General features: G+C 68.0%; 8 protein-coding genes. All 8 read right to left on the bottom strand.

Features of this window, described 5'->3' with window-relative positions; genetic code table 11:
* Window positions 1-350, bottom strand: a 350-nt coding sequence (locus QM569_RS15040; protein ID WP_414988050.1) for a BLUF domain-containing protein, incomplete at its 3' end; no start/stop codon positions are given.
* Between the two features lies 1 nt (window position 351).
* On the bottom strand, window positions 352-1068 hold the full coding sequence (folE, locus tag QM569_RS15035) for a GTP cyclohydrolase I (protein ID WP_414988049.1): 717 nt from the start codon (window positions 1066-1068) through the stop codon (window positions 352-354).
* Window positions 1069-1173: 105 nt separating this feature from the next.
* Window positions 1174-2391 (bottom strand): cardiolipin synthase ClsB, encoded by a 1218-nt coding sequence (clsB, locus tag QM569_RS15030; protein ID WP_414988048.1) that lies wholly within the window; start codon window positions 2389-2391, stop codon window positions 1174-1176.
* Complete coding sequence (locus tag QM569_RS15025; protein WP_414988047.1) at window positions 2388-3155, bottom strand: endonuclease/exonuclease/phosphatase family protein; 768 nt, start codon at window positions 3153-3155, stop codon at window positions 2388-2390. Before QM569_RS15025 ends, clsB begins: the two co-directional genes overlap by 4 nt.
* Window positions 3152-3610, bottom strand: a complete 459-nt coding sequence (nudB, locus tag QM569_RS15020) for a dihydroneopterin triphosphate diphosphatase (RefSeq protein WP_414988046.1) — start codon at window positions 3608-3610, stop codon at window positions 3152-3154. The genes QM569_RS15025 and nudB overlap by 4 nt, the downstream gene beginning before the upstream one ends.
* Before the next feature lie 3 nt (window positions 3611-3613).
* Complete coding sequence (locus tag QM569_RS15015) at window positions 3614-3874, bottom strand: CcdB family protein (protein ID WP_414988045.1); 261 nt, start codon at window positions 3872-3874, stop codon at window positions 3614-3616.
* Window positions 3875-4156: a type II toxin-antitoxin system prevent-host-death family antitoxin gene (locus tag QM569_RS15010; RefSeq protein ID WP_414988044.1), complete on the bottom strand. Its 282-nt coding sequence runs from the start codon at window positions 4154-4156 to the stop codon at window positions 3875-3877.
* A 41-nt stretch (window positions 4157-4197) separates the two neighbouring features.
* On the bottom strand, window positions 4198-4476 hold a 279-nt coding region (locus QM569_RS15005), incomplete at its 5' end, for a hypothetical protein (protein WP_414988043.1).

Below are 4476 nucleotides of genomic sequence, written 5' to 3'. Positions count from 1 at the left end.
GCGTAGGGATCGAACTCGGGCCGCTCGGAATACTTGAGCACGATGGAATGGTTGAGCTTGGCGAGGTTGACCTGGCCCATCGTCCAGCCGCCGAAGCGGCGCTCGGAGATTTCCTCGAACGCGAGCAGCTCCACGTCCTTGTGCCGCGCATCGCGCTGGATGTGGCCGTACAGGTCGCTCACGGCAGAGCGCCCGCCCTCGATGGCCTGCAGGAAGATGCCGCCGCCGTAGCACAGCACGCCCGTGATGCCGCTGGCCGGGTTGTGCTGGCGCGACTGGGAGAGGATGGCCTCGATGGCCTCGGGCGAGGTATCGACGGCACGGCTGACGTAGAGCAGGCGCACGAGCATTTCAGTTCCTTCCGGGGATGAGCGACAGGAATTCGCGGCGCAGCGTCGGGTTGGTGAGGAACACGCCGCGCATCACGGAGTTGATCATCTTGCTGTCCATCTCGCGCACGCCGCGCCAGGACATGCAGAAGTGGCTGGCCTCCATCACCACGGCCAGGCCGTCGGGCTGAGTCTTTTCCATGATGAGGTCGGCCAGCTGCACCACGGCTTCCTCCTGGATCTGCGGGCGGCCCATCACCCAGTCCACCAGCCGCGCGTATTTGGACAGGCCGATCACGTTGGTGTGCTCGTTGGGCAGGATGCCGATCCAGATCTTGCCGATGACCGGGCAGAAGTGGTGGCTGCACGCGCTGCGCACGGTGATGGGGCCGACGATCATCAGCTCGTTGAGGTGCTCGGCGTTCGGAAACTCGGTGATGGCAGGCGGCGCCACGTAGCGGCCCTTGAACACCTCGTTGATGTACATCTTGGCCACGCGGCGCGCGGTGTTGCGGGTGTTGTGGTCGCCATCGGTGTCGATGACCATGCTGTCGAGCACGCCTTGCATCCTGGCCTCGACCTCGTCGAGCAGTTGCTCCAGCTCGCCGGGCTCGATGAACTCGGCAATGTTGTCGTTGGCATTGAAGCGCTTGCGGGCCGCGGCGAGGCGCTCGCGGATCTTGACGGAGACGGGCGTGCCTTCGTCCGGGGCGTCCGGCAAAGTGGATGGACTGGTCATGGGCAGGATCGTAACAGCGAAGCCGGGGCCGTGGATTACAAGGGTTTTTGGCCTCCAGAGCTTATGCAGAAAGCGCGAGCAGCTATATATTTGATAGCAATCAGATCAATACTGCTTGCCCGTCACCCACAGCGCCAGCCGCATCAGGCCGAAGGCGATGCGGTCGAGCACGCGCTGGCGCAGCGGGCGGCCCGCGTAGCGCGCCGGGTCCATGCGCTGGCCGGCGTTCTGCATGGCGTGGACCAGGCGCTGGCGCAGGTCCTGGGCGAAGGCGGCGTCTTCGACCACCACGTTGGCCTCGCGCGCCAGCAGCAGGCTCAGGGGGTCGAGGTTGGACGAGCCCACCGTGGCCCAGGGCCGCTCGCCGTGGGCGTCGATGACGGCGACCTTGGCGTGCAAAAAGCTCGGCGCGTATTCGTAAATCTCCACCCCCGCTTCCAGCAGCGCGCCATAGACCGGCCGCGCCGCGTGGTACTGCATGAAGTATTCGTACTTGCCCTGCAGCAGCAGGCGCACGCGCACGCCCCGCCGCGCGGCCATGACCAGCGCGCGGCGCAGCTTGCCGCCGGGCAGGAAGTAGGCGTTGGCGATGATGACCTCGTGCCGCGCGGCGCCGATGGCGCGTCGGTAGGCTTTCTCGATGCGGCTGCGGTTGCGCACGTTGTCGCGCAGCACCAGGGCGGCGCGCATGGCGCCCGCGCAGGCCGCCTCGGCGGCATCCCTGGCGGCGCTGGCGGCGCGCAGGTCCTGCAGCGCCTGGGGCAGGCGGCGCTGGCGCGCGTCGCGCACGGCCTGCATGCGCCACCACAGCTGCTCCATGGTCTCGCTGGCGGCGGTGACCAGGCTGCCCGTGGCCTGCACGGCGAAGTCGAAGCGCGGCGCAGCGAGCACGCCGTAGTTCGGGTCGTGAAAATCGTCCAGCACGTTGATGCCGCCGCAGAACAACAGCCGCCCGTCCACCACGCAGAGCTTGCGGTGCAGCCGCCGCCAGCGTTGGGGCAGCAGCAGGCCCAGCGGGCCGAGCGGCGAATACACGCGCAGGTGAACGCCCGCGCCGCGCAGGCGCGCGGCCCACTCCGGCGGCAAGGGGCCGGTGCCCACGCCGTCCACCACGAGCTGGGTGCGCACGCCGCGCCGGGCGGCGCGCATCAGCGCCTCGGCCACGCTGGCGCCCGCGCCGGTGCAGTCGAAGATGTAGGTCTCGAACTGGATGTCGGCCAGCGCGGCGTCCATGGCCTCGATCAAGGCGGGGAACAGCTCCCCCGCGCCCTGCAGCAGGCGCACGCGGTGGTCGTTGGCGAACGCGGCGCGCAGCGCGGTCACAGCCTGAATTCCGCGATGAGCGGAAGGTGGTCGGACATGCGCCACCAGATGCGCCCGCGCGGCACGTGCAGCGACACCGGCGTGAGCCCGCGCGCATAGACGTGGTCCAGCTGCGCCAGCGGCAGCCGCGCGGGGTAGGTGAAGGCGCGCGGGGCCTCGTCGTACTCGTGCAGGCCGAAGCCCGCGAGCATGCGCTTGATCTGCAAGCCCCAGTCGTTGAAGTCGCCCGCCACCACCAGCGGAGCGTCGCCCGGCACCTCGCGCTCGATGAAGCGCTGCAACTGCGCCACCTGGCGGATGCGGCTGCCCGGCACCAGCCCCAGGTGTACCACGATGGCGTGCAGGCGGCGGCCCTGCACCTGCACCTGCACGTGCAGCAGGCCGCGCTGCTCGAAGCGGTGGTCGGAGATGTCCTCGTGCTGGTGGTCGATCACCGGCCAGCGCGACAGCAGCGCGTTGCCGTGCTCGCCGTGGCGCGTGTAGGCATTGGTGCGATAGACGGCCTCGTAGCCTTCGGGCGCGAGGAATTCGGCCTGCGGCACGGCGGGCCAGCGCTGGAAGTACGCCTCCTCGCGGCGGTTGAGTTGGCGCACCTCCTGCAGGCACACGATGTCGGCGTCGAGCTGCTCCACCGCCAGGCCCAGGTTGTGGATCTCCAGCCGGCGCGCGGGGCCGATGCCCTGCACGCCCTTGTGGATGTTGTAGGTGGCCACGCGCAGGATGCCGGAGTGGTCGTGGGGCAATTCGATGGAGTGGGCGGTCATCGTCGTGCGAGTCGGGGCAGCCACAGGATGGCTTCGGCGTTGGAGGGCGAGTAGCAGCGGCCTGCCGCCTCGCGCCAGGGATGCCAAGCATATGCCGTGTGCTCGCGCGGATTCAAGGCCACGGGCGTTCCCTCGGGCACGCACAGGCCGAACACGCGCTCGGTATTGCGGGTGACGCCGGGCGCGTAGCGGTGCAGCCACTGCGGATAGATGGTGTAGACGTTCTCCAGCTCCCAGTCGCGCAGCATGCAGCCCGGCGCATCGGCGCGGATGCCGGTCTCCTCCAGCACCTCGCGCGCGGCCGTCTCGCGCCAGTCCTCATCCGGGTGATCCTTGCTGCCAGTGACGGACTGCCAGAAGTCTTCGCTGGAATCGGCGCGGCGGATCAGCAGCGCCTCCAGTGCCGGGGTGTGGATCACCACCAGCACGGATTCAGGGATTTTCCAGGCTGGCACGTTTCAGAAGCCACTGAGAACGGCATCCATCGCCCCCATGACCTCGACCGAGCGATGCGGCATCAACACCAGCGGCTCGCCCGCCACTTCCATGACGGGGCACAGATTGGTGGGCAGCCGGACCTGCCGCAGGCCGATTCTCGACAACGGCATGACCAGCCGGGTGCCTAGCTGGTCGATCAAAGCGCTCTGCACGTCCAGTACATTGGGCACGAAGCGACGCGAATCCCGGTTCGGGTTCGCATGGAAATCGAACTGCGCCATTCAGGGCTGCTCCTGCCAGGCCACCAGCCCTTCGCACCACAGGCCATGCGCTTCGTGGTGAGCGTTCTGCTCAGCAATCCAGTCCTTGTAGGTCTCGTTGAATTCGCGCTTGCGCTGCGCCAGGGTCTTTTTCTGTTCCAACGCGGTCAGCTCGGCATAGCGAGCCGCCGACACGATGACACCCGCCACACGCTCGTTCTTGAGCACATGCACCGGCTCGCGCTCGGCCTGGCTGAGGTAGTAGCCAAAGCGGTTCTTGGCTTCGGTGGCGGTGACTTGCATGGCGGGTTCCAGCGATGGATGCTCGGTATGGATTGGCTATTTTAGGCACTCACATTGCGCCAGCCCTGCCCAGCCTGCCAGCGCCACAGCGCTTGCGGGTAGAAGCGCTCGGCGTGCAAAAGCGTGGCGCGGCAGACCAGGCCCTGGCCGTCGGCGTCCCAGGCGGGGTTTTCGTCGGCCACCAGCAGCAAGTCGCTGATCTCGCCATCCGCCTCCAACCGCCAGGTCAGCGTTTTCAACGGTTCCAGCGGGCGGGGCAGATCGCGCAAATGTTTGGGTAGCCACGGCAGGCCGCGCAGGCGGTGGCTGCCCGCCGGGGC

The organism is Acidovorax sp., assembly GCF_047607405.1.
Classification (GTDB): Bacteria; Pseudomonadota; Gammaproteobacteria; order Burkholderiales; family Burkholderiaceae_C; genus Acidovorax.
Note: the sequence above shows the minus strand (reverse complement) of the source record. Positions and strands in the feature narration are given on the sequence as shown.